This is a genomic window from Marichromatium sp. PS1 (assembly GCF_041155115.1).
GTDB classification, from domain to species: Bacteria; Pseudomonadota; Gammaproteobacteria; order Chromatiales; family Chromatiaceae; genus Marichromatium; species Marichromatium gracile.
Genome location: NZ_BAAFHB010000005.1, coordinates 68,704 through 93,311, shown reverse-complemented (window position 1 = coordinate 93,311; position 24,608 = coordinate 68,704). Strand labels below are relative to the sequence as shown.

Annotated in this window: 20 protein-coding genes; 6 read left to right on the top strand and 14 right to left on the bottom strand. The window is 67.7% G+C overall.

The genetic code is table 11. The features are described 5' to 3' along the window. Positions 1-116 precede the first annotated feature (116 nt). From ACAM26_RS12765 to ACAM26_RS12750, 4 genes are read right to left on the bottom strand one after another with little or no spacing between them, the layout of a single operon-like run. On the bottom strand, positions 117-1,082 hold the full coding sequence (locus ACAM26_RS12765) for a Wzz/FepE/Etk N-terminal domain-containing protein (protein ID WP_369613828.1): 966 nt from the start codon (positions 1,080-1,082) through the stop codon (positions 117-119). A gap of 7 nt (positions 1,083-1,089) precedes the next feature. Further along, complete coding sequence (locus ACAM26_RS12760; protein ID WP_369613827.1) at positions 1,090-3,951, bottom strand: SLBB domain-containing protein; 2,862 nt, start codon at positions 3,949-3,951, stop codon at positions 1,090-1,092. A gap of 14 nt (positions 3,952-3,965) precedes the next feature. Beyond that, the gene (locus ACAM26_RS12755) at positions 3,966-4,847 is read right to left on the bottom strand and encodes a hypothetical protein (RefSeq protein ID WP_123141962.1); all 882 of its coding nucleotides are present in this window, start codon (positions 4,845-4,847) and stop codon (positions 3,966-3,968) included. A gap of 27 nt (positions 4,848-4,874) precedes the next feature. Continuing rightward, positions 4,875-5,738, bottom strand: a complete 864-nt coding sequence (locus ACAM26_RS12750; protein ID WP_369613826.1) for a DUF6492 family protein — start codon at positions 5,736-5,738, stop codon at positions 4,875-4,877. 492 nt (positions 5,739-6,230) lie between these two features. Here ACAM26_RS12750 and ACAM26_RS12745 point away from each other — a divergent pair, with 492 nt between their 5' ends. Then, on the top strand, positions 6,231-7,490 hold the full coding sequence (locus tag ACAM26_RS12745; protein ID WP_123141964.1) for a hypothetical protein: 1,260 nt from the start codon (positions 6,231-6,233) through the stop codon (positions 7,488-7,490). Here the strand turns inward: ACAM26_RS12745 and ACAM26_RS12740 are convergent. The 7 genes from ACAM26_RS12740 to ACAM26_RS12710 all read right to left on the bottom strand — a co-directional run bounded on the left by ACAM26_RS12740 (position 7,485) and on the right by ACAM26_RS12710 (position 15,253). Continuing rightward, positions 7,485-8,522, bottom strand: a complete 1,038-nt coding sequence (locus ACAM26_RS12740; RefSeq protein ID WP_369613825.1) for a glycosyltransferase family 2 protein — start codon at positions 8,520-8,522, stop codon at positions 7,485-7,487. The genes ACAM26_RS12745 and ACAM26_RS12740 overlap by 6 nt on opposite strands. Continuing rightward, entirely contained in the window at positions 8,522-9,724 is a 1,203-nt protein-coding gene (locus ACAM26_RS12735; protein ID WP_369613824.1) for a glycosyltransferase, read from the bottom strand. Before ACAM26_RS12735 ends, ACAM26_RS12740 begins: the two co-directional genes overlap by 1 nt. 75 nt (positions 9,725-9,799) lie before the next feature. Continuing rightward, positions 9,800-10,801 carry an exopolysaccharide biosynthesis polyprenyl glycosylphosphotransferase gene (locus ACAM26_RS12730; protein WP_123141967.1) on the bottom strand — a complete coding sequence of 334 codons (1,002 nt, stop codon included), beginning with the start codon at positions 10,799-10,801 and terminating at the stop codon, positions 9,800-9,802. Between the two features lie 557 nt (positions 10,802-11,358). Beyond that, entirely contained in the window at positions 11,359-13,584 is a 2,226-nt protein-coding gene (locus ACAM26_RS12725) for a copper-translocating P-type ATPase (protein WP_369613823.1), read from the bottom strand. Between the two features lie 20 nt (positions 13,585-13,604). Continuing rightward, positions 13,605-13,862 (bottom strand): SHOCT domain-containing protein, encoded by a 258-nt coding sequence (locus ACAM26_RS12720; protein WP_190288018.1) that lies wholly within the window; start codon positions 13,860-13,862, stop codon positions 13,605-13,607. Positions 13,863-14,084: 222 nt separating this feature from the next. Beyond that, positions 14,085-14,375 carry a hypothetical protein gene (locus tag ACAM26_RS12715; RefSeq protein ID WP_123140482.1) on the bottom strand — a complete coding sequence of 97 codons (291 nt, stop codon included), beginning with the start codon at positions 14,373-14,375 and terminating at the stop codon, positions 14,085-14,087. A gap of 482 nt (positions 14,376-14,857) precedes the next feature. Further along, positions 14,858-15,253, bottom strand: a complete 396-nt coding sequence (locus tag ACAM26_RS12710) for a hypothetical protein (protein WP_369613822.1) — start codon at positions 15,251-15,253, stop codon at positions 14,858-14,860. Positions 15,254-15,528: 275 nt separating this feature from the next. Here ACAM26_RS12710 and ACAM26_RS12705 point away from each other — a divergent pair, with 275 nt between their 5' ends. Both ACAM26_RS12705 and ACAM26_RS12700 read left to right on the top strand, forming a co-directional pair. Further along, on the top strand, positions 15,529-16,206 hold the full coding sequence (locus ACAM26_RS12705) for a heavy metal response regulator transcription factor (RefSeq protein ID WP_123140484.1): 678 nt from the start codon (positions 15,529-15,531) through the stop codon (positions 16,204-16,206). Continuing rightward, complete coding sequence (locus tag ACAM26_RS12700) at positions 16,203-17,621, top strand: heavy metal sensor histidine kinase (protein ID WP_369613821.1); 1,419 nt, start codon at positions 16,203-16,205, stop codon at positions 17,619-17,621. The genes ACAM26_RS12705 and ACAM26_RS12700 overlap by 4 nt, the downstream gene beginning before the upstream one ends. 110 nt (positions 17,622-17,731) lie before the next feature. Here the strand turns inward: ACAM26_RS12700 and folK are convergent, their stop codons facing one another. The 3 genes from folK to metE all read right to left on the bottom strand — a co-directional run bounded on the left by folK (position 17,732) and on the right by metE (position 22,258). Next, entirely contained in the window at positions 17,732-18,274 is a 543-nt protein-coding gene (folK, locus tag ACAM26_RS12695; protein WP_369613820.1) for a 2-amino-4-hydroxy-6-hydroxymethyldihydropteridine diphosphokinase, read from the bottom strand. Positions 18,275-18,385: 111 nt separating this feature from the next. Beyond that, positions 18,386-19,633 (bottom strand): serine hydroxymethyltransferase, encoded by a 1,248-nt coding sequence (gene glyA, locus ACAM26_RS12690; protein WP_369613819.1) that lies wholly within the window; start codon positions 19,631-19,633, stop codon positions 18,386-18,388. A 330-nt stretch (positions 19,634-19,963) separates the two neighbouring features. After that, positions 19,964-22,258 (bottom strand): 5-methyltetrahydropteroyltriglutamate--homocysteine S-methyltransferase, encoded by a 2,295-nt coding sequence (gene metE, locus ACAM26_RS12685; RefSeq protein WP_369613818.1) that lies wholly within the window; start codon positions 22,256-22,258, stop codon positions 19,964-19,966. Positions 22,259-22,370: 112 nt separating this feature from the next. Here metE and ACAM26_RS12680 point away from each other — a divergent pair, with 112 nt between their 5' ends. From ACAM26_RS12680 to ACAM26_RS12670, 3 genes are all read left to right on the top strand, one after another. Beyond that, on the top strand, positions 22,371-23,279 hold the full coding sequence (locus ACAM26_RS12680) for a LysR family transcriptional regulator (protein WP_062271381.1): 909 nt from the start codon (positions 22,371-22,373) through the stop codon (positions 23,277-23,279). 50 nt (positions 23,280-23,329) lie between these two features. Next, entirely contained in the window at positions 23,330-23,626 is a 297-nt protein-coding gene (locus ACAM26_RS12675; protein WP_132230199.1) for a hypothetical protein, read from the top strand. 102 nt (positions 23,627-23,728) lie between these two features. Beyond that, entirely contained in the window at positions 23,729-24,415 is a 687-nt protein-coding gene (locus ACAM26_RS12670) for a hypothetical protein (protein WP_123141975.1), read from the top strand. Positions 24,416-24,608: the final 193 nt, after the last annotated feature.

The window sequence follows — 24,608 nt, the reverse complement described above, 5'->3', positions numbered from 1 at the left end:
GTCTTGCAGAGACCTTTTGAAGGCGAGAAGGTCAGGGCATTGGATGAACGCGACGCGAAGGGGGCGGGGGCTCGACAGGATTCGGTCGCGGGTCCGCCGGGTGGCGAAGGCCATTGTCAGCCATCCGTGGATTTCGCCCGGTACGCCGCCATCGCCTTGCGAATCTTGCGTACCAGCACGCTGCCGATCGCGACGGCGATCCCCAGACCGAACCCGCCGAACAGGCCGAGCAAGGCCAGGCGCTTGACCGATGGGCTGAATTTGTGATCGGGCGGCACCGCGGCGTCCAGCACCTGCAGCACATAGTTGTCGCGTGCTCGGGCGAGCACCTCGAGAGCGGTCTCCGCCTCGATCATGCGGTAGAGGGATTTCTCGACCTCGACGACCCGGGTGTCCTTCAACTGCTCCAGCAGAAAGGCCCGCTTGCGCCGGCTCTCGGCGATGGCCTGTTCGCGCATGTAATCGTTGAAGGCCTGCACATAGTCGTTCGCCCACTCGGCGGCGATCCTGGGGTCGTGCCAGCGGATGTAGAGGCGCAGGAGATCGTTCTCGGGGTTGTGGGCGAGGCTGCGGACCTGCTCGCTGAAGATCTTGAAGGCCAGGTCGATATCGGGCGTGAAACCCTCGATCCATTGCTGATGCTCGTCGTCCCAGTGCTCGGCGAACAGGTGTGGCAGGAGGTCGTGGTGCTGGATGAAGTCGATGCCGAAGGTCCGGCTGCGCATCTTCGCCATCACGATGTGGCGGTAGTTCTCGTTGGCGGTGCGCAGCACGAAGCTGTGCTCCATCAGGGTCAGCGCCTCCGGCGCGCGTCTGTTGTCCGGCGAGATGCCGCCGGGGTCGTCCGGCTGGCGCAGGGCGAGCTGGACCGATGCCTCGTAGCGGTCCGGCATGGTCTTGGCCATGCCGTAGGCGGCGGTGGCACAGAGGATGGCGAAGAGCATGATCCAGTGCTTGTTGCGAAAGATCGTGACCAGATACTCGATCAGGTCGATCTCGTCCTCGAGTCCGAACGGCAGCGGTTGCGACGCCGCCGGCGTGGGCGGGCTGTCCGGTTTCTTGGGCGCGTCCGGCGCGTCCATGGCTGGGTCAGTCGAAGAGTCCGACGGTGTTGAGGCTGGCGGCGGTGATGCCGAGATGGTAGAGGATCTGGGTCCAGGATTGCGCGGCCTCAAGCTTGTTCATGCGGTCGACGTTGAGCGGGACATAGATGGTGGCGCCCGGGGTGACGCTGACGCGCCCGGCGCGGTGCGTCCAGTCCCCGCCGCGAACCGAGACGATCTCGCCGTTGGCCTGCATCACGAAGACGTGATCGCGCCGGGCAAGCACCGTGGTACCGCCGCTGAGGTCGACGTAGTCGGCGCTGCTCAGCCCCTTGCGGTAGAGGTGCGAGCTCGGGTGGTAGACCTCGCCGACCACCGTGACCTCTTCCTGCATCCCGGTCACGGTCAGCTTGTCGCCGTCCTGGAGCTGGATGTTGGCCTCGTCCGAGCAGGCCATGGCGCGGTCGAGATCGATCACCATGCGCCCGATGGCCTCCTGCTGCTTCAATTGCTTGATCACCTTGATGAGTTCCTGCTTGCGCTCGCCGGCCGGGGTCTTCTCGTCGTTCCTGACGCCGAAGGAGAGCGAGAGATTGACCAGCAGGTCGTCGAGGTTGTTCTGGATCCGGTCCAGGGCCTGCTGTTGCTGCTTACGCACCCGCTCGCGAATGAAGACGGCACCGAATGGATAAGCACCCTCGGTGAGTCCGCCGGCGCGCTTGATGACCTGGCAGAGCGTCTCGCCGCGGGTGATGGGGTAGTCGCCGGGAAAGCGGATCTCGCCGGCGAGGGTGACGCTGGCGCGTCCCAACCAGTTGGGCTTGCGGTGCAGGACCAGCTCGTCGTGCGGCTCGAGGATGCGTCCGCTCTCGTCATCCAGCGCGACCTCGGCGAGGTCGATCTGGCGGTGCTGGACGGCCCGGTACTCGCCTTGCAGCAGCTCGAAGCTGGTCAGCTCCGCGGAGAGCCCGTAGGCCTCCTCGCTCAGCCCGCCCGCGGCGCGCAGCAGGTCGGCGACGCGCATGCCGGGCTCGAGCGGATAGCGTCCGGGATGGCGGACCTCGCCGCGCACGTAGATGACCGGGGAGGCCTCGCCATAGGGTGTCTGCTGCACGAGCAGATCCATGTCGTCGGCGATGATCGCGCTGCGCTCGCTTTGCCGGTCGAAGACATAGATGGTGTCTTCCGGGTAGATCAGCAGGTTCTCGCTGCCGTGCGGCGCGGCGCGGGCACGATCCAGACTGAAGGACAGGAACTGGAGCCGGCCGCCGGTGTAGTGCTTGCGGGCGACCAGCCCGTAGCGTCGGTCCGCCTCCTCCAAGACCCCGCCGGCGAAGCCGATGACGTCGAGCAGACGGGCCTCGGCGGCGAGCGGGAAGGTGCCGGTGGCGCGGACCTGACCGCGGACATCGACCACCATGGGCGGGTAGCGGCCGGGCTCGGCCTGGGTGCGCAGGTCGCGTACCAGATTGGCGACGCGCTGCGAGCGCGGTACCGCGAGGTCGAAGACGATCACCTCGTCGCGTGGTTGCAACACGAGATCGGCTCGCCCCCCCGTACGGCGCAGGATGCTTGCGATGTCCAGATAGCCGATCTGGATGCGCCGTGTCTCCGGGCTCTCGCGCCGCAGCAGGCCATAGGAGACGTCGGCGTTGGGTCTGAGGATGCGCGGCGAGGTCAGCAAGCTGGAGACGCGCATGCCGGGTCGGTGCTGGAAGCCGCCGGGGCGCAGCACGTGGCCGCTGAGCAGTACCACGCCGTCCATCGAGGGGGTCACCGGGAAGATGCGCAGGGTGTCGCCCGGTCGGGTCTGGGTCGCCCGGCCGCTGGCCTCGTCCAGCGGGGCATCGACCAGGGTGTAGCGGTCGCCGTCCTGGATGCGCTCGATCTGGGCATCGGCCAGCGAGGCGGTCGGGAGCAGTCCGCCGGCCAGTTCGAGCAGCTCCTCGACGCGGCGTGGGCGGCGCAGCTCGTAGATCGCCGGACGCTGAACCTCACCGGCGACGCCGACGGTGGGGCCGATCGGCGGCACGAAGATGACGTCGCGATGCTGGAGCTGGACGTCGCCCGAGGTGTCTCCGCCGAGCAGGACGTCGTAGAGATCGAGCGTGGCGCTCACCTGGCCGTCGCGCTTGAGCTCGATCCTGCGCAGGGTCCCGGTGCGCTTGACGCCGCCGGAGGTGATCAGCGTGTTCAGCAGGGTCGACAGCCCGCTGACGCTGTAGTTGCCGGGCTTGACGACCTCGCCGACGACCAGGACCTGGATGGTGCGCAAGGCCCCCATGGTGGTCACCGCCTTGGCGCCGACGATCTGCTGCTCGAAGCGGGCGCGCAGCAGGTCGCGGACCTCGTCGAAGCGCAGTCCGCCGACCTGGATGGGGCCGAGTTCGGGCACCAGCAGTCGGCCGTCGCGGGTGACGACCAGGCTGTACTCCACGTTGAGCTTGCCGTAGACCTGGACCACCAGGGTGTCGCCCGGACCGATGACATAGTCGCTCGGGACCGGAAGGTCGGTGACCGGAGCGAAGGTGGTGGGGGTCTGGTCGAAGAGGTCGTAGCCGAACTGCTTCAGCTCGGACTGGAGGATCTGCTTCTGGATCTTCTCCTCCAGGCTGACCTCGTCGAGCTTCTCGGCGGCGCGTTCCTCGATGGCCGAGGCCGGCTCCTCCGGTATCGGTTGCTGGAGCGGCGACTCAACGGGGAGGGTCGTGGGGATGACCGGCTGCTCCAGGGGCTCGTCGTCCCCATCGGGCGCCGCCTGCATCCGCTCGACGACCTGCTGCTCGCCGAGCGACTCCAGGATCGGCAGCTGCTGGCCCTGGGCGAGACCGGACAGGCCCCCCAGCAACAGCAGCATCGGGCCGAGGCGGAGCGCGCGTGCGAGTCGGGTCGAGATGAGCGGTTCCATCGGATCTCCCGGGGCTAGAGGCGCGAGGGCGGGGGCAGTGCCCGGCCTTCGCGGACGATCTCGTCGGGGAGCAGGTGCATCAGCGCCTGCTGGTCGAAGGGGCAGCCCTCCCAATTGATCCGGGTGCCCGGACGGGTGCCCGGACACCTGTCCCTGTAGTCCTGGATGCCATCCCCGTCGCTATCCGGCGGGTCGCCGTAGAAGAGTCTCAGGGCATGGGCGGCCATGGTCTCGGGGGTTGCGATATCGACGTCGCGCACGGCGCTCCCACAGCTGTCGAATCGGCGCAGCTTGAAGCAGGCCGACGCGTCGCCGACGGTGACGAGATGCACGCAGAGCCCATCGCCCCGGCGTGCCTGCATGCGCTCGACCAGGCGTACCGTGTCCTCGTCGAGACGGTCGGCGCGGCTCAAGAGGATCAGGGCGGTCTCGCCGCCCGTGCCGGTCAGTCGGGCGTCGACGTCGGTCAGTGCCTCGGTCAGCCTGGGACGCCAGCCGTCGCGATCGCTGAGCTGCTCGATGCGGAGCTGGATCGGACGGGTGGTCAAGCGACCGTCTGGGCCGGGGTGGGAGAGTGTCGCCTTGAGCCGGCCCGCGAGCGCTCGCGCGAGCGCGGCGCGGGTCTCGAAGGGGGGCGGCGCATCCTCGCGCATGGTGCCGCCATCGTCGATGAGCACGACGGCGGAGTGGACGCGGATCGGGCGCTCCTTGCGCGCCGCGAGCGACCGGGCCGAGATGGCGGGCTCATCCTCGGGGAGCGGTCGCACGCGTGTCTCGGCGTTCGCATAGGCGTCTTCGGTGACGACCTGCTTCGCGCGGATCGGGCCGGAGGACGAGCAAGCGGTCGTCAGGATCATGGCGGCGAGCGCTGCATAGGCGACGGAGCGGACAGACATCGAAGATCCTTGGGCGACTCCTTTCGCTCATTCGAGCTGACCCAGGATTCTCGCATAATCCGCCGGCTCTATCCCGAGATTGGACTGGATCAGTACGGCGGGATAGCGATCCGGGATATCCCGCAGGAATCCCAGCAGATCCTCTCGGCTGGCGATGGGGTGATGCCATGAGCAGTAGCTGAGCTCGGCGTCGGTGAGGAAATGCCCCGAGCGCGACCCGAGCACGTGCTCGGCGAAGATGCCATAGAGTTCGTACTCGGAGAAATCCAGCGTATTGGCCAATACCGCCTGCCAGGGGCGTCCGGCCTGCGCGGCGATCCGCGAGGTGAGCTGCTCGAGGGTCTCGCGCCGCCAGACGACGAGCTGGCTGATGTAGTCGTGCTGCTGGAATCCCTCCCCGGTGAGCCCGAAGAGCTTGCCGGCGAAGCGATACCAGGCGCGGTGCCTGGGATCGGCCACGTCCTCGGGCTTGCGCGGACCGGCATAGAGCCTGGCTCGGCCCTGTGCGTCGAGCACGTCGGCGCAGTCGAAGGGACGGATGAAGACGACGTCCGAGTCGGCGAAGACGAAGAGGTCGGCAGCGGTGGCCTCGGCGACCGAGAGCTTGACGATCTGTTGCAGGATCCAGCCGCGCACCGGCAGTCCGCGCAGATTCAGCCACCACTTGCGGCTGAACGGGATCTTGTGCAGCCAGCCGGGCAGGATCTCCTCCTTCAGCAACAGCCGCGTGCGCGGTGTGACGAGCCTGGCGAAGAGCGCCTGGTCCTGACGATCGACGATGATCAGGTGCTCGTCATGACCGCAGAGGAAACGCTCGACGCTGTCGCAGAGGATTCGACAACGGTCGAAATCCGGGGCATAGCTGGGTGTGATCAAGGCGATCCTGGACATGTCTCTCCTCATGGCTCGATCGAACGGGTGACGATGGATAAAACGCCCCCCGAAACGGTCTCGACTCGATGCGGCGGGTCTCGGATATCGGCAGGGCTATCGCATCAAGGGTTCCTGGTTTTTCATTCAATACATTGATGTGTCCAACCCCTGTGGCCACCTGTGGAGACAGCCCCCGAGGATCGAGCAGTGGCCGGGCGGGGCGTGATCGACCGGCGTCTGGTCAGGGGCAATGGGTCTCCGGTCGCGGCGATCGCACGGTCTGCGTGTCGCTGACCGAAGAGGCGGTCATCCAGCGGCATTTGCACATGTCCTGGCGCGATCGCCCTGCGGATTCCGGTCGTCAGGATTAGACTCGGCGCCAGGAATGTCGCGATCCCCAATAGCGCATCGATCGTCATGCGGACGCGACTCGCCAGGATGTCACGACCCGCCCCCGTCTCACCCCTGGTTTTCGTACGCAACGTCGTGTAAAGCACAGTGCCAAACTCAGTGCGACTCTCGGTCAAGAGCATCGTCGGTTTCCTGTTCATCCTGATCTTCTTTGCCGGCTATCAGGGCGGAAAGTATTTCGCGAACAACAGGTTTCAGGAGGTCGGGCTGGCACTGACCTTCCTGCTCTTCTTTTACGGTGCGGTCTTCACCGCGCTCACCGATCGAACCATTCGCTGGTCGTGGTGGTTCTGGTCGGCGCCCCTGATCGTCGGCTATGTGATGCTGAGTGCATCGGCCGCATTCGCCCTCAATGCGGGGGTCTCCATCATGCCGAGCCTCTTCGCCTCGCGTGAGTTCCTGATCCTGTTTCTGGCGCCGACCCTCTATTTCCTCTACAGGCTCGGCTTCCCGGTCGAGGAGATGCACAGGCTGTTCGTCGTCAGCCTCATCATTATCATCCTCAATTACATCATCAGCTATCACAGGGTCGATCTGGAGGCTGCCTATTTTTCCGCCGGTTACATGTCCTATCTGGTCACCTATGATGAATGGCGCGGCTATCGGCTCAAGCCGCCGACCTTCGCCCTCATCATCCTGACTTGTTATGCATCGATCCGTCTTTTCCAGGATCGAAGTCTGCTGAGAAAGGTCCTGTGGGTCGTCCCGCTCCTGCTCGTCGGCTATGTCTGGTCGCTGATCATGGCCCGTTCGCAGATGGCGACGGTCGCCATGGCCATGCTGCTCTATCCGATCTTTCTCAGCCGTCCGAACCGCGCCAATCTGCTGGTGCTGGTGGTGCCGGTCGGGCTCATTGTGCTGCTGGCCGCCGGTTCGACGCTGGTCGATGCCTTCATGAACGCCGAGGGCGCGGACGTCCGCGCCAAGGCCTATGTCATCGCCTGGCAGACGGCGCTGGAGCATCCAATCATCGGGTTCGGCCAATCGAGCGGCTACAGCAAGACCTATCAGGATGTCTTCGGTCCCAAGTTCTTTCCGGACGATCTCGGGATCGTCGGGACGGCCTTCAAATACGGCTTCCTCGGGGTGTTTCTCTATCTGTTCGCCAATTTCTATGTGCTGTTCCGCCTGATCAAGACCAACTGGTATTACCGAAAGCGGCACGGTGTCCATCATCCCCTGATCTGGTCGCTGTTGATGATGATGACCGCGCTCACGCTGAACCTGATCCTCAATCCGGGGCTGGCCTATATGCAGGGGCTGACCACGGCGGCCTTCACCGTCGGGATCACCGCCTGTCTGTACGAGGACATGGGGCTGGTGCCGCGAGCGCGGCGTGTGGTCGCCAACACCTCATAGCGCCTTGAATCGGCGTTTGCCGAGCAGGATTGCGAGGATCAGCCAGCACTTGTCCCACTGACCGCGCCGGGCGCGGCGCAGGGCCTGAACGATCGACGACAGATAGACGCTCGGCAGGCCCAGCGGAAAGTGTTTCCGGGTGATCCGGAGCTTGTTGCGAAAGATGTAGAAGTCCGATCGGAGCGTCGAGGTGCGTTCCCCCGTCGGCGTCCCGACGCTCCGGCCCTCCTTGTGATAGAGACGAGCGTCGTCGGCGTAGCAGAGCGCATATCGCCCCCTGGCCTCCAGCACCCAGTCGATCTCCTCGTAATAGAGGAAATAGCGCTCGTCCATGAGTCCGACCTCGTCGAGATAGCATCCGGGCAGCAGCCAGGAGCAGCCGACGATGTAGTCCAGGCGCCGCTCGTAGGCGGCGGGGTCGACCGGCGTCTCGTCGGGCAGGAAGCGGCCGAGGGACTGCGAGGCGATCGCCGTCCAGCGGTTGAAGCGGCTGCCGCCGAGCGCCTGCACGACCCCGGGGTCGTCGTAGAAGAGCACGCGCGAGCCGCAGGTGGCGGGGCGCGGCTCGCGCTCCAGGCGACGCACCATGTTGGCGAGACAGTCCGGCTCCACCACGGTGTCGTTGTTCAGCAGCCAGACATAGTCCGCGTCGCCGCGCGCCCGGACGTAGCGCAGACCGACGTTGTTGCCACCGGCGAAGCCCAGGTTGTCGCCGGTGTCGACCAGCAGCAGGGGCGGGTCGGTTGCCAGCTCTGCGCGCTCGGCGCTCGCTCGGTCGAGGCGGGCAAAGTCGATCGGTTTCGGGAGCGGCGGATCGCTCAGACGGCGCAGCGGTGAGTCCGCCGGCGGGCAGAAGGGCGCGCGGTCCGATGCCCAGTCCGCCAGCCGTTCGAGCGAGCCGTCCGCCGAGGCGTTGTCGCAGAGCACCACGCGGTAGTCGTCGTAATGCTGGCGGAAGACGGACTCCAGACATTCGATGCTGTCGGCCCAACCGTTCCAGTTGACCAGGACGATATAGACCTTGGCGCTCATCACCGGCGTCCTCCGAGCAGGGTGTCGAGTTCGCGCTGCATGTCGCGCAGCAGCGGCCCCCAGCTGTAGCTCTCCTCGATCAGCGCGCGGGAGGCGCCGGCCATCGCCTCCCAGCGCGCGCGGTCGGTGAGCAGGGTGTCGATCGCGGCGATCGTCTCCGGGGCGGTGTCGGCGATGGCGGCATGGCGCATGTGCTCGACCTCCAGCCCCTCGCTGCCGACCGAGGTCGTCACCGTCGGCAGTCCGCGTCCCATGCCGCTCAGGACCTTGACCTTGATGCCGGCGCCGAAGCGCAGCGGGGCGATGAAGACGCGGCTGCGCTGGAACAGGGGCTCCAGATCCGCGACGAACCCGAGCAGCTCGATCCTGGGGTCCGCCGCCGCGGCGCGCCGCAGTCTGGGGTCGGGATTCCTGCCGGCGATCTGAACGCGCGCGTCCGGGTGCCTCCGTCCGACCTCAGGCCAGACCGTCTCGAGGAACCAGAGCAGTCCGTCGACATTCGCCTCCCAGGTCAGGGTGCCGACATAGAGCAGGATGGGCCGGGTGCTGGCGTAGTCGAGCGGCGGCCGACCCAGGGTCGTTTCGTCGCCGAGGTGATAGGTCACGCGGCACTTCGCGCGATCCGCGCCGGCCTCGACCAGGCTGTCGATGTCGTTGGGCGAGGCGAAGACCAGATCGGCGCGGCGGCAGGCCGCCAGCTCGTAACGGCGCACCCGCAGAGATTCCAGATGGCTCGCCAGGCGCATCGCCGGGTTGGCGCCGGTCTCGGCATAGCGCTTCCACATCAGGAAATAGGCGTTGTGCTCGTGCAGGACGACCGGCCCGGCATAGTCCCTGGGGACGTATTGGAAGACCTCGTAGTGGTCGCAGAAGATGAGGTCGTAGCGCGGGGCGATGGCGCTGATCGTGCGCGCGAGCGGCTCGGAGCGCGTGCGCAGCACGTTGAGCGGGATGCGCCGGAGGTAGCTGGCGATGAGCGTGCGCGCGGTGCGCGGGACCTTGACCGGCGCGCTGACCAGCTCGGCGAGCCGCGCCTGGCGTCGGAAGTCCGCCACATGGGCCTCGTCGTCGCCCTTGAGCGCGCAGGCCAGTCCGAGATCGGCGTGCGCGCCCAGGTGTTCGACCAGCTTCCAGCTCTTGATGCGGCCACCGCTGTGCGGCGGGTAGGGCAGTTCCGGGGTGAGAAAGAGGATCGAGGGCATGGAACGGTCTCCCTGGCTGGGCCGCCTCTGTGCCGGTCGCCGTGTACAGGTGGGGCTCCTGTCGCGACAGGACTGCTACATGGCACCGCTGTCCTTGTTGAAGACGACGAGGATGGTCTTGAGCATCAGCTTGATGTCATACCAGAGGCTCCAGTTGCGCTGATAGCGCAGGTCGAGCCGGATGATGTCCTCGAAGCTCTTGATCGACGAGCGACCGTTGACCTGCCACTCGCCGGTGATGCCCGGTTTGACGTCGAGCCGGCGCCACTCGGGGACGTCGTACTGGTCGATCTCGTCCGGGGTCGGCGGGCGCGTGCCGACCAGGCTCATGGAGCCCTGCAGCACGTTCCAGAACTGCGGCAGCTCGTCCAGGCTGGTGCGGCGCAGAAAGCGACCCACCCTGGTGATGCGGGGGTCGTTCTGCGCCTTGAAGATGGCCCCCTCGGCCTCGTTCCGGATCTCGCCCTTGCGCGCCTCGGCATCCGGGACCATGGAGCGGAACTTCCACAGCTTGAAACGTCTGCCCATCCAGCCGCAGCGGGTCTGGTTGAACAGGATGGGGCCGGGGCTGTCGCGCTTGATGGCGATCGCGATGGGGATGAAGAGCAGGGCGGTGATGCCCAGGCCGATGAGCGAGCCGAGGACGTCGATGACGCGCTTTGCCTTGGAACGGACCGAGGGGTGGGTGACCGGCAGGAGACCAGCATCGACTGTGCTCTCTTCCTCCCGGCTCGAGCCGTCCGACTCGATCGTCAGCACCTTGTCGAGTCCGGTCATGGCCAGCACGGACCTGACCTCCGGGCGGAGTTCGGTGACGACGAGTGCGACGCCGCTGGCCTGGGACATCTTCATGCAACTGGCCAGTGCGCCGATCCCGCTGCTGTCGAGGAAGCTGGTCCTGGAGAAGTCGAGCACCAGCTTCATGGGGCGCTCGGACGCCTCGCAGAGCGTACGGACGGCGTTTCGAAAGGGCACGGCTTCGACGACCGACAATTCCTTCGAAACGAGGACCCTGCAGATGCCGTCGCCGGTCGAGACCGGAAATCCATTGCTCTGATCGCCATCTTGAGTTTGCATCGTATCCCTATTGATTCTATCGGTAACGATTGAACAACGTGATGCGTCCTGTCTCTATTGTGAAACCAACAAATAGCTGTAATCCCGGAAGGAGAGACCTGAAGGGCGCACTCGGCACCCGGCTGGATCAATCCATGATTGATTTGGTGGCTTGGCGGAGCAGTGCAAGAGCAGCGCATCGGCGCGATGCGTCAGAACCTGCCGGTTGGTGTCGATCCGGCGGTGCGCGGCGCGCCTTGCGGCGGTGTCGCCGGCGATCGGGGGAGACTGCAATCGCGTTCGGGCCTCTGATCGCGCGTCCGCCGGCGCAAGGTTCGAGAAGGCGATCCCGGGGTGTTCCGGGCTGGCGTCGGATCCCCGTCTACATTACCGCCTGGTGCGACACAAGATCCGTTAGGTGCCTTTCGATCGGTGCGCGGATTGCGCCAGGCGGGATGGTTTCGGGGCCATCCTCGAATGGCGGGAGAGACCTTCCCGGTCACCGCATCCTGCGCCCGATGCGCCTGCCCCGCGGCAATCGCGCCAATCCCGGCGCATGTCACAGCTCCCTGCGCATGTCACAGCCGCTCCCGGCTCAGCCGCAGCGCGTTGGTGATCACCGACACCGAGCTGAAGCTCATGGCGGCCGCGGCGATCATCGGCGAGAGCAGCAGCCCGAAGAACGGATAGAGCGCGCCGGCGGCGATCGGCACGCCGAGGCCGTTGTAGCCGAAGGCGAACATCAGGTTCTGGCGGATGTTGCGCAGGGTGGCGTGCGAGAGTTGGCGGGCGCGGGCGATGCCGCGCAGATCGCCCTTGACCAGGGTGATGCCGGCGCTCTCCATGGCGACGTCGGTGCCGGTGCCCATGGCGAGGCCGACCTGGGCCTGGGCCAGCGCCGGGGCGTCGTTGATGCCGTCCCCGGCCATGGCCACGATCCGCCCCTCGGCCTGTAGCTCCTTGACGATCTCGCCCTTGCGTTCGGGCCGCACACCGGCCTCGAAGCGTGCGATGCCGAGCTGCTCGGCGACCGCTGTGGCGGTGGCCCGGTGGTCGCCGGTGAGCATGATCACCTCGACGCCCTCGGCGACCAGTACCGCGAGCGCCTCGGGGGTGGTCGACTTGATCGGGTCGGCCACGCCGAGCAGACCGACCGCGCGGCCGTCGAGCGCCACCAGCATCACCGTCTGCCCCTGTCCGCGCCGCGTCTCGGCCGCCTCCCGGAGCGGACGTCCGTCGATGCCCAGCCCCTCGAGCAGTGCCGCGGTGCCCACCGCCACCATGCGTCCCGCGACCCGGCCGGTGACGCCCTGGCCGGTGTGGGAGGCGAAGTCCTCCGGCGGTTCGAGCGTGAGTTCGCGCGTCTGGGCGCCGCGCACGATGGCGGCGGCCAGCGGATGTTCGCTCGCCTGCTCCAGACTGGCGGCCAGGCGCAGCAGCTCCGCCTCATCGAATCCGTCCGTGGCCTCGACCGAGACCAGACTCGGGCGCCCCTCGGTGAGGGTGCCGGTCTTATCGATCACCAGGGTGTCGACCTTGCTCATCAGTTCGAGCGCCTCGGCGTTCTTGACCAGGATGCCGAGCCCCGCGCCGCGTCCGGTGGCGACCATGATGGAGATGGGCGTGGCCAGTCCCAGGGCGCAGGGGCAGGCGATGATGAGCACCGCCACCGCGTTGACCACGGCATGGGCCAGACGCGGCTCCGGTCCCCACAGCGACCAGACGCCGAAGGTGATCAGCGCGACCAGTACCACCGCCGGCACGAACCCGCTCGCGACCCGGTCGGCCAGTCCCTGGATGGGCGCGCGCGAGCGTTGCGCCTCGCTGACCAGCGCGACGATCCGCGCCAGCAGGGTGTCGCCGCCGACCTGCTCGGCGCGCATCACCAGGGCGCCGGTCTCGTTGAGCATGGCGCCGATCAGCCGGTCGCCGGCCTGCTTGGGCACGGGGACGGGCTCGCCGGAGATCATCGACTCGTCGACCCGGCTGCTGCCCTCCAGCACCACCCCATCGACCGGGATCTTCTCGCCGGGGCGCACCCGCAGCCGGTCGTCTCGGGCGATCCGATCCAGGGGGACGTCCTCCTCGGTCCCGTCCGGGCGAATCAGGCGGGCGGTCTTGGGCGCCAGACCGAGCAGGAGTTTGATGGCGTCGTTGGTGCGTGAGCGCGCGCGCAGCTCCAGCACCTGTCCCAGCAGTACCAGGGTGGTGATGACCGCGGCGGCCTCGAAATAGACCGCGACCGTGCCGTCGGCGCGGCGCATGAGCGCGGGAAAGAGCTCGGGCAGCAGCAGTGCGATCAGGCTGTAGGACCAGGCGACGCTGACGCCGAGCCCGATCAGGGTGAACATGTTGAGATTCCAGGTCACGAGCGAGCGCCAGCCCCGCGCCAGCAGCGGCCAGCCGCCCCAGAGCACCACGGGTGTGGCGAGGAACAGCTCGATCCACTGCACCTGGCGCATGGTGACGCCGGCGGGGAGCCACTGCGGCGCCAGGTCGGCGAGCATGGCCAGCACGAAGAGCGGCAGGGCGAGGGCCGTGCTCACCCAGAACCGCCGGGTCATGTCGGTGAGCTCGGGGTTGGCCGTCTCCCCGGGCGCGGCGGTGCTCGGCTCCAGCGCCATGCCGCACTTGGGACAGTCCCCGGGGTGGTCCTGGACCACCTCGGGGTGCATCGGGCAGACGTATCGGGTGTGGGCGGGCGGCGCCCCGACGGACTCCAGCGCCATGCCACACTTGGGGCAGTCTCCGGGGTGGTCCTGGACCACCTCGGGGTGCATCGGGCAGGTGAAGGTCTGGCTCATTCGATTCCCCCGTGTCGAGTTCAGTGATCCGCGCCGGTCATGCGCGTGTCCCGAGTCAGCTGCTTGCGCTTGCGCCCGTATTCCTCGGCATCGATCTCGCCGCGGGCGAAACGCGCGTCGAGGATCTCGCGGGCGCTGCGCTCACCGCGGTTCGTGGCCGGTCCCCGTCCCGAGAGGCCCCGCACCAGCCAGACGATCCCCAGGATCAGCAAGCCCCAGAACAGGACCATGCCCAGCCCGTGAATCCCGACGCCCGCGCCAAATCCGCTGCCTATCATGGTGATCTCCTCCGTTTCGAGTGGTGTCGCGGAGCGACGACCGGACGATGGCCGCCCGCTCCAGTCGGTGTGTGACGGCGCGCCGCCACCGGCCTTCGCCTGATTCGCCCATCGCCCCGGGCACGCTGTGCCGGAGTGGGTGTGACCAGAAGTGGGGCGGTCGCAGGGGCCGCGGGCACGGCGCGGGGGCAGGGAGCCGCACGCCTCGACGGCCAGCCAACCTCAGGGCGCGATGTCGGGGCTGGAGAGGCCCTGATAGGCGTCGAACGATGCCCTTTCGGCCCGCGCCGAGGCATCTGCCCGCTGCGGCACCGGGGAGATGTCCGGGCTGGACATTCCCTGGTGGAAGTCGAAGGGCGCCTGGTCCGATCCGGCCCGGGCGGTCTGGACCACCGGCTGGGGATGTCCGACCTCGAGGTCCGGGTTGCCGGTGCCGAAGGCGCCATAGCTGTGGCCGGCGGATGCCTGGCCGGCGAGGAGCGCGAGCGTGAGTGCGGTCAGTTGAGTCTTCATCGGGTTTAGCCCCTTGCGATTGCAGACGAGATGAACAGGTGTCCCGGATGTCCCGTGATGGCCGATGGCCCAGGGTCAACGTCCTGTCGTTGGGGAACAGTCTGCCGCTCGGTCGCAAACGCGCGGATGACGCGAGCATGACAAGGTTGTCATCGAGCCGCCGCGGGGCGGGGCGCGAGGATCGCTGCGGGAAACCGGCGGCGCGCCGGTTGCGCCTGCGCGCGGGTGCCTGTCGCGCGGGCGGGGCCCGTCATCGGTGTGGGGCCGGGGCGGGTGTGCGGTCGACTGGTGGGGAAGGGGCGTGTTGCTCGGGGCCGGGGCGTCAGGATGAGCCGTGCCCGCCGGGCACGGCGTGGTCACGCGGACATCGTTCCGCCCGAGCCCGACCCCGTGCGTCGGGCCGGGCGCGAGCGCCGGGTCGCTCGGCGCGACTCAGTGCCACCGGGCGACTGGACGCGGTATCGCCTCCGCCCGCGCGGCGATCACTCGGAGGCGCCCGCTCCCGCGTGGTCGTGAGGTCCCCGTCCGGCGCCGGATGGTCCCATGCCGCCCGACATGCCGCCCGACATCATGTCCATGTGGTCGCGCTTCTGCACCATGTTGCATCCGCTCATGGCGGTCGACATCTGGTCCATGTTGGCCTGCATGTCGTGCATCTGTTGCTGCATCAGCGCCATCCGCTTGCCGGGGTCCTGGGTGGCGCGGATCGTCTGCATCCGTTCCTGCATCGCCGTCATTCGTTGCATCATGGCGGGCATCTGCGCGGCGGGCGCGGCGCTCGCCGCCGGCGCGCTCGCCCCGGCCGCGGCAAGTCCGGGCAGCATCAGGACGGTGGTCAGCGCGAGGCCAGTGGGGGTGATACATCGGAATGCGTTCATCGGTCTCTCCCGAGGTCTCATAGGATGGAAGCCGAGCGGTGCGCGGTCTGTCGTCCGGGCCGCGGCGCCGTCTCGTCGTGCGGGGCTCGCCCCGGACATGACCGGCGTCCCTGATCGAGCGGCCTGTCATCGTCGTCTCAGAGTCTTGGACGCGACCCCGCACAACGCCATGACAGGAGGATGACAAGGCTGTCATCGAGCCTTGGACGCATCCGGACGGACCCCGCCGCGTGCCCGCAACGGCCCGCGGCGCCGCGTCACAGATCGGAGAGACGATGAAGATTTTGATTGTCGAGGACGAGCCGAAGACCGGGAGCTACTTGCGTCAGGGCCTCGGAGAGGCCGGCTACGTGGTGGATCTGGTCGACAACGGCTTCGATGGGCTCCACCAGGCCGAGAGCGGCGAGTACGATCTCGTCGTGCTGGACGTGATGCTGCCCGGTCTCGATGGCTGGCAGGTGCTCCAGGGGCTGCGTCGCGGCCATCCGCATCTCGCCGTGCTCTTCCTGACCGCGCGCGATCAGGTCGAGGATCGCGTCAAGGGGCTCGAGCTGGGCGCCGACGACTATCTGGTCAAGCCCTTCGCCTTCGCCGAGCTGCTCGCCCGCGTGCGCACCCTGCTGCGCCGCGGCCGCGCGCCGAGCGAGCCGTCCGTGCTGCGGGCCGCCGATCTGGAGGTCGATCTGCTGCGTCGCCGGGTGACGCGCGCGGGGCAGCGCATCGAGCTCACGGCCAAGGAGTATGCCCTGCTCGAGCTCTTCCTGCGCCGCCGTGGCGAGGTGCTGCCGCGCTCGCTGATCGCCTCGTCGGTGTGGGACATGAACTTCGACAGCGACACCAACGTCGTCGACGTGGCGGTGCGCCGACTGCGCCTGAAGATCGACAACGACTTCGAGCCGCGTCTCATCCAGACCGTCCGCGGCATGGGCTACGTCCTGGACGTGCCGGCGTGAGGACCCCGTCGCTGACCGTCCGGCTGAGCCTGCTGTTCGCGCTCTCGACCACGGCGCTGCTGGTCGGGCTCGGGTGGACGCTGGAGCGGGCGGTCGCGGCGCACTTCCGCGCCCTCGATCGCGAGGATCTCTCGGGCAAGCTCGCGCTGGTGCAGCGTCTGCTGGGCACCATGGAGACGAGGTCCGCCCTGAAGAAACGGCTCGAGGACATCGTCATCGGCCACCCCGACATGGTGTTGTGGGTGCGCACGGCAGAGGGTGAGCTGATCTTCGAGCGCCGCGCCGGCCTGTTGCCGAGGAACACCTTCGAGCCGGGCGAGGCCGCGCCGCCGTCGCGCGCGGCGGGCGACCCGCCGCGCTGGCTCCAGTGGCGGCGCGGTCCGTACGGCTTTCGCGGGGTGCTCGTCGAGCTGCCGCTGGGGCCGCGGGGAGGCGAGTCGGCATGGGTGGCCATGGGCATCGATATCGGCCATCACCAGCGCTTCATGGCGAGTCTGCGCCATGTCCTGGGACTCTCCGTCGCGCTCACCGCCGTCGCCGCCGCCGGGCTCGGTTGGGGAGCGGTGCGCATGGGTCTGCGTCCGCTGCGGCGCGTGACCTCGCACGTCGCCACGCTCGACGCGAGCCGTCTCGACGCGCGTCTGCCCGAGGCCGGCGTGCCGGTCGAGATCAAGGTCCTGGTGGATGACTTCAATAACATGCTGGCGCGTCTCGAAGAGAGCTTCCGGCGCCTGTCGGACTTTTCCGCGGACGTCGCCCACGAGCTGCGCACGCCCCTCTCCAACCTGACGCTGCAGACCCAGGTGGCGCTCGGCGCCGTGCGCGAGCCCGAGCAGTATCGCGAGATCCTCTATTCGAGCCTGGAGGAATACGAGCGGCTCGCGCGCATGATCAACGACATGCTGTTCCTCGCCCAGGCCGACCACGGGCTGCTGCGGCCGGGGACGACGGTCGTCGATCTGGCCGATGAGGCGCGCGCGCTGTTCGAGTACTTCGAGGCCTGGGCGGAGGAGCGCGGGGTCGGTCTGGAGCTGGCCGGCGAGGCGCAGACGTGCGGCGACCCCTCGATGTTGCGCCGCGCGCTCAGCAATCTGCTGACCAATGCCATTGGCCATACCGAGGCGGGCCGGTCGGTGCGGATCGAGCTGGGGCACGAGCGCGACGCGGTCTGTGTCAGGGTGGAGAATCCCGGTCCGGACATCCCCCCGGAGCAGCTCTCGCGTCTGTTCGACCGCTTCTATCGCGCCGATCCGGCGCGCACCCGCCACAGCGAGGGCGGCGGCCTGGGGCTGGCCATCGTCAGGTCCATCGCGCAGGCGCACGGCGGCACCGCGCGCGCATCCTCACAGGGCGGGCTGACCCGCTTCGAGTTGCGCCTCGGGCGTGCCGATCGTGAGACGTCCGCGGGCACCTGAGCCGCCGCGCCCTGGACGCGGGCGTGCCCACCCGTTGCGGACGCCGCCGGATCGTGGCCCCCATCTTTGATCGTCAGGCCGCGTCGATCGCTCGGGCGACATGCGCGGCCTCACGACCGAGGGCACGCGCAATGCGCACGCCCCGCATCCGCCTCGATCAACTCGTCCGCAAGGGTTGGATCCAAACGGCGCACCGTCGTGGCATCGACCTCGGCGGCGAGCGCGCGAATCGAGCAATCGAGCGCCGGATGGCGCAGGTCGTCGACCAGATCGAGCAGCGGGATCAGCACAAAGGCGCGACCGCGGATGCGCGGATGGGGCACCTTGAGCGCGGGCTCGTCGAGGACGAGATCGTCGTAGAAGAGCAGGTCGATGTCGATCAAGCGCGGTCCCCACGGGGTGCCCTCGACCCGGCCGAGCCTGCGTTCCAGGGCCTTGAGCCGGACCAGCAGCGTTGGCGCGTCGAGTCTGGTTTCGCCGCGCACGCAGAGGTTGTAGAAATCGCGCTGATCGGTCAGCCCCCAGGGGGCGGTTTCATAGACCGGCGAGAGGACCCGCGTATCCAGCACCTCGGCGAGGTGCGCGACCGCACGCTCGAGGTTGCCGAGTCGGTCGCCCAGATTGGTGCCGAGACTCAGATAGACGGTTGCCATGATGAACAGCCTTGGAGGTGGGGCGGGGACGGTCGGTCCAGTGGATCGTCAAGCGCATCGAGGCGGGTTCGAGGCCGGCGGACACTCAGTCTCCGCCGGCTCGATGGGTCGCTAGCGATAGACCGGGAACCGCTCGGTCAGTCCCGACACCCGCTCGCGTACCTGGGCGATGACCGCGGCGTCCTGCGGTGCATCGAGCACGTCGGCGATCAGGTTGCCGACGAGCCTGGCCTCTTCCGCGCCGAACCCGCGCGTGGTCATGGCCGGGGTGCCGATGCGGATGCCCGAGGTGACGAAGGGCTTTTCGGGATCGTTGGGGATGGCGTTCTTGTTGACCGTGATGTGCGCCTCGCCGAGCAGCCGCTCGGCCTCCTTGCCGGTGAGGCCCTTGGCACGCAGGTCGACGAGCATCAGATGGCTCTCGGTGCGCCCGGAGACGATGCGCAGGCCGCGCGCGATCAGGGTCTCGGCGAGTACGGCGGCGTTGGTCACGACCTGCTGCTGATAGGTCTTGAACTCGGGCGTCATCGCCTCCTTGAAGGCGACCGCCTTGCCGGCGATGACGTGCATCAGCGGGCCGCCCTGGATGCCGGGGAAGATGGCCGAGTTGATGGCCTTGGCGTGCGCCTCGCGCATCAGGATGACGCCGCCGCGCGGGCCGCGCAGGCTCTTGTGCGTGGTGGTGGTGACGAAGTCGGCGTGCGGCACCGGGTTCGGATAGACGCCGGCGGCGATCAGCCCCGCGTAGTGGGCCATGTCGACCATGAAATAGGCGCCGATCTCGCGGGCCACGCGGGCGATGCGCGCGAAGTCGATGCGCAGGGCGAAGGCCGAGGCGCCGGCGATGATGAGCTTGGGTGTGTGCTCGCGCGCCTTTTGCTCAAGCGCCTCGTAGTCGATGTCCTCCTCGGCGTTGAGACCGTAGCTCACCACCCGGAACCACTTGCCGCTCATGTTGAGCGCCATGCCGTGGGTCAGGTGCCCGCCTTCGGCCAGGCTCATGCCCATGATGGTGTCGCCGGGCTTGAGCACCGCGAAGAACACGCCCTGGTTGGCCTGGGAGCCCGAGTTGGGCTGCACGTTGGCCGCCTCGGCGCCGAACAGGGTCTTGACCCGATCGATCGCGAGCTGCTCGACGACGTCGACATGCTCGCAGCCGCCGTAATAGCGCTTGCCCGGATAGCCCTCGGCGTACTTGTTGGTGAGCTGCGAACCCTGAGCGGCCATCACCGCCGGAGAGGTGTAGTTCTCCGAGGCGATCAGCTCGATGTGATCCTCCTGGCGCCGGTTCTCCTGCTCGATGACGGCGGAGAGCTCCGGGTCGATGCGGTCGAGTCGGTATTGGGTGCGATCAAACATGTTTGTTCTCGGGGAGGGTTGGAACCGCAAAGGGGCAAAGAGCGCAAAGGGATTTGAATGAGTCGCGTCGATGGGTGCTGTTACCCGAGCGGAAGACTCGAACCGGACGACATGCGCCTTCAAACCCTTCCTCATTCTTTGCGTCCTTCGCGCCTTTGCGGTTCGAAGAAAAGAGTTGGAACCGCAAAGGGGCAAAGAGCGCAAAGGGATTGGATGAGTCGCGTCGATGGGCGCCGTCACCCGAGCTGAAGACCCGAACCGGGCGACATGCTCCTTCAAATCCTTACCAATTCTTTGCGTCCTTCGCGCCTTTGCGGTTCAAAAAGACGATCAGCCCAAGCTCGCCCGCAGGGTCTTGGCCGCCGAGACCATGTTGGTCAGGGCCGGGATGACCTCGTTCCACTGGCGGGTCTTGAGGCCGCAGTCGGGGTTCACCCAGAGACGCTCGGCCGGGATGCGCTCGGCGGCCTTGCGCATCAGCTCGACCATCTGTTCCTCGGCCGGGATGTTGGGCGAGTGGATGTCGTAGACGCCGGGACCGATCTCGTTCGGGTACTTGAAGTCGTCGAAGACGTCGAGCAGCTCCATGTCCGAGCGCGAGGTCTCGATGGTGATGGCGTCGGCGTCCATGTCGGCGATCGCGGCGATGATGTCGTTGAACTCCGAGTAGCACATGTGGGTGTGGATCTGGGTCTCGTCCGCGACGCCGTTGGCGGTGATGCGGAAGGACTCGATCGCCCAGCCGAGATAGTCATCCCATTGCGACTTGCGCAGCGGCAGGCCCTCGCGCAGCGCCGCCTCGTCGATCTGGATCACGCGCACCCCGGCCCGCTCCAGGTCCAGCACCTCCTCGCGGATGGCCAGGGCCAGCTGGCGGCAGGTGACCGAGCGCGGCTGGTCGTCGCGCACGAAGGACCAGTTGAGGATGGTCACCGGACCGGTGAGCATGCCCTTCATCGGCTTGGTCGTCAGCGACTGGGCGTAGGTGATCCAGTCGACCGTCATCGCCTTGGGACGGCTGATGTCGCCGAAGAGGATCGGCGGCTTGACGCAGCGCGAGCCGTAGGACTGCACCCAGCCGAACTGGCTGAAGGCGTAGCCGTCGAGCTGCTCGCCGAAGTACTCGACCATGTCGTTGCGCTCGGGCTCGCCGTGGACGAAGACATCCAGCCCCAGTGCTTCCTGCTCGCGCACGCAGCGGGCGATCTCGCCGCGCATCGCCTCGACGTAGGCCGCCTCCTCGATGTCACCGGCCTTGAACTGACGGCGGGTCTGACGGATCTCGGCGGTCTGCGGGAAGGAGCCGATGGTGGTGGTGGGGAACTTGGGCAGCTGGAGCCGCTCGGCCTGCTTGGCGGCGCGCTCGGCATAGGGGCTGTTGCGCTCTCCGAGCCGGGCGTCGATCTTGGCGAGCGCGGCCTTGACCGCGGGGTTGTTGACGCGCGGCGAGCTGCGACGCGCCGCGATGGCGGCGCGGTTGGCGGCCAGCTCGGTCTGGACCGTATGACGCCCCTGGTTCAGCGCGCCGGCCAGGATGCGCAGCTCGTCGAGCTTTTGCTTGGCGAAGGCGAGCCAGGACTTGATCTCGGGATCGAGCCTCTGCTCGCTGTCGAGGTCCACCGGCACGTGCAGCAGCGAGCAGGAGGGCGCGATCCACAGACGCTCGCCGAGCTGCGCCTGGATCGGCTCCAGCCACTCGAGCACCGCGTTCAGATCGGTCTTCCAGATGTTGCGTCCGTCGATCACCCCGAGCGACAGGATCTTGCTGGACGGCAGCAGGTTCAGCAGCGGCACCAGGTCCTCGCGTCCGCGCACGACATCGATGTGCAGGCCCGCCACCGGCAGGTTGGCGGCCAGATAGCGCTGTTCCTGGAGCTCGCCGAAATAGGTCGCCAGCAACAGCTTGACCGGCGCGCTCTTGAGTTCGTGATAGGCGATCTCGAAGGCATGACGCCAGGGCTCGTCGAGTTCGGTGACCAGGATGGGCTCATCGATCTGCACCCAGTCGGCGCCGTGCTCGGCCAGCGTGTTCAGCAGCTCGGCGTAGACCGGCAGCAGGCGCTCGAGCAGCGCCAGCGGATCCGAGCCGTCCTTGGTCTTGCCGAGTGCGAGATAGGTCACCGGGCCGATCACCACCGGCTTGGCCCGCACGCCCTGCGCCTTGGCCTCGGCCAACTGCTCGAGCAGACGCGAGGCGTCGAGCTCGAACCGGGTGTCGGCGGTCAGCTCGGGGACGATGTAGTGATAGTTGGTGTCGAACCACTTGGTCATCTCACCGGCGGCGACGCCGCAGGTGCAGCCGGCCTGCTCCTCGACCGCCGGGGCCGAGCGACCGCGCGCCACGCGGAAATAGGTGTCGAGTGCATCGCCGGCGAGACCGCGCACGCGCTCGGGCAGGTTGCCCAGCGTGAAGCTCATGTCGAGCATCTGGTCGTAGAAGGCGAAATCGCCGACCGGGACCAGGTCCAGTCCGGTCTGCTCCTCCCAGTGCTGCGCGCGGAGCTGGCTGCCGACGGCCTTGAGGTCCTCGATCGAGGACTGGCCCTTCCAATAGGACTCGAGCGCGAACTTCAACTGACGCTTGGCGCCGATGCGGGGAAAACCGAGATTGTGAGTGATGGCCATGTCGAATGTCCTGGTCGATGGAGAAGGGATGTGGCCATTCTCACCAGCATGAAACATGAAATAAAATGGTATTTTCTCATCTAAGCATGCATATCACTCATGGATTGCCCCGATGACACAACTCGAGCGCTCCCATCTGGCCATCGTTCGCGCCGTCGATCAGCAGGGCTCGCTGACCGCCGCCGCCGAGCAGCTCAACCTGACCCAGTCGGCCCTGAGCCATGCGGTGCGCAAGCTGGAGAACCAGCTCGGCGTGGCGCTCTGGACCCGGGAGGGGCGCCGCTTGCGTCCGACGCAGGCCGGGGAGTATCTGCTCTCGGTGGCCGATCGTCTGCTGCCGCAGCTCACCCATGCGGAGGCACGCCTGCGTCAGTTCGCCCTGGGCGAGCGCGGGACGCTTCGCATCGGCATCGAGTGCCACCCCTGCTACCAGTGGCTGCTCAAGGTGGTCTCGCCCTACCTGGCCGCCTGGCCGGACGTGGACGTGGACGTCAAGCAGGAATTCCAGTTCGGCGGCATCGGCGCGCTCTTCGCGCATGAGATCGATCTGCTGGTGACGCCCGATCCGCTCTACGAGACGGGATTGCACTTCGAGCCGGTCCTCGACTACGAGCAGGTGCTGGTGGTGGGGCCGCAGCACGCCCTGCGTACGGCCCCCTTCGTGCAGCCCGCGCAGCTCGCCCGCGAGACCCTGATCACCTATCCCATCGCCATCGACCGGCTCGACATCTACACCCGGTTCCTGCTGCCGGCCGGCATCCGGCCCAAGCGCCAAAAGCCGATCGAGACCACCGACATCATGCTGCAGATGGTCGCCAGTGGACGTGGTGTCGCGGCCCTGCCGCGCTGGCTGGTGGATGAGTACGCGCCCAAGCTCGAGCTGACCGCGGTACGGCTCGGCATGGAGGGGATCGCCAAGCAGATCTTTCTCGGTATTCGCGCGGCCGATGCCGACACCCGCTACCTGAGCGCATTCGTCGAGCTTGCGCGCAAGCATCGCGACCAAGGGGGGCGACGCTGAGGCCCCGCCCGGCTTTCGTCCCAAGGATCGACGCCGCCGCCGACCGAGCCTTGGCGAGCACGCTGCGTGGGCCGATGCGCCTGCCGTCGACCGCCGCGGTGATTCAGCCGGACCTGCAAGGCGTCACCTTCCTGATCAAGAGCGCGGTCATTCCCGCGTTCCATCACAAGACGCGGCTGCGCCCGATCCAGGAGGGGCGAACCGGGGATGGGCTCGGCGATCTGGAGTCGATCGGCGGCGGATTCCTTGGCTGGTCCTGCTCGATCCGCCACGTTGTTCCGCGCGCACCTTGGGTCGGCCAGGATCGGCCCGCTCCTTGCAGAAAAAATCCAGAAGACCTTGTATGAGCCAAGTGGCCGGAGCCCGTCGAGCACCGCGCGGGCAGGGCGCCGTGCGACGCCCCGATCCGGCCCGACCACCGTGATGCGCCACCAATGCCGATGATCGTTATGTCATCAACACAGACCAACACCCCCGCGGGGGCCTCGCTCGAGTCCGAGCGTGAGCGTCTCGCCGATCTGGAACGCCGTTCCCTGCTCGCCGAGCAGGCGCGACAACAGGCCCACAAGATGCGCACCCCCTTGAGCGTGATCAAGCTGGTCGCCGAGACCCTGCAACTCGAACTCGTCGAGGATCGGGCGCACCGCGAGCGCCTCCAGCGCCTGCTCGGCGCCGCCGCGACGCTCTCCGACGGACTCAGCGACTCGGTGCGCTCGACGCGCTTCGGCGACGGCCCGCCGCAGCGGCTCGATGCCGCGGCCCTGGGCGCCGGGGTGATACGGGTCCATGGTGGACGGGTCGTTCCGCTCGCCGAGGACGTCGGCGTGGTGGTGGAGGTCGAGCGCGACAGCCTCGAGGCGGCGCTGGTCCACTGTCTGCGGCTCATCGGTATCGGCACCGATTGCATTGGCGCCCGCGACCACCGGCCGCTCCTCGAGTGTCGGGTGGTGGCCGGGCGGCTCGTGCTGCGGCTGCGCGCCGAGGGTGGGCGGGCGGCGGAACTCCCCGTCGAGCGCGCCGATCTGCGCTTGATGGCGCAGGCGGCCGAGCGTGCCGCGCGCGACAGCGGCGGCACCCTCCACCTGGCCGAGGACACGGCGACCCTGGAGCTGCCGCTGGCGCCGTCGCCGGCGTAGTCGGTCGCGCCGACCGGTTCAGTCGTCCAGCGAGGCGACCGCGCGCAGCGCCTGTGCCTTGAGCGCCAGATGCAACACCCCGTTGTCGCGCTCGACCCCGTCGATCGTGCGCCGCATCATCCGCGCGGCGACTCCTGCGAAGCAGGCGTCGCGCCATCGCCTCGTGCGCCCATGTCGCCGTGCCGGGCGGTGA